This is a genomic window from Alcanivorax sp. HI0044, assembly GCF_001634945.1.
Window position 1 is genome coordinate 1 of record NZ_LWEZ01001079.1, and the last position, 327, is coordinate 327.

The window sequence follows — 327 nt, forward strand, 5'->3', positions numbered from 1 at the left end:
AAACAAAAAAGGTTCTTCGTGGATTAGGGAACCTCTGAATAACACGCTTCTCGCCGTCTGACAGGTTTATCGCGAATACCCGATACTTTACCAAACGCATCAACGCCGGATGCCTGACGTAAACCCCCCATGAACCATAAAAAATCAAGCTATCTGGCCAGCTCGGTACACTTGCCAGTACTCGGGCAGATTGTTGATGCCTCACCGGATCATCCCTACCTGGCGGTAAAAATTGATGTGGACCCGCAGGAAGTCACCGACCTGGTGCTGGAACTGGGAGACAAGGTTGGCCGTTATGAGCCAAGCGAAGAATGCCCGGAAGTGGGC

Annotated in this window: 1 protein-coding gene; it reads left to right on the forward strand. The window is 51.7% G+C overall.

Annotated elements, in window-relative coordinates:
- Nucleotides 1-129 precede the first annotated feature (129 nt).
- Nucleotides 130-327 (forward strand): AraC family transcriptional regulator N-terminal domain-containing protein (locus A3730_RS12950; protein ID WP_231883951.1); only part of this gene is annotated, 198 nt, incomplete at its 3' end.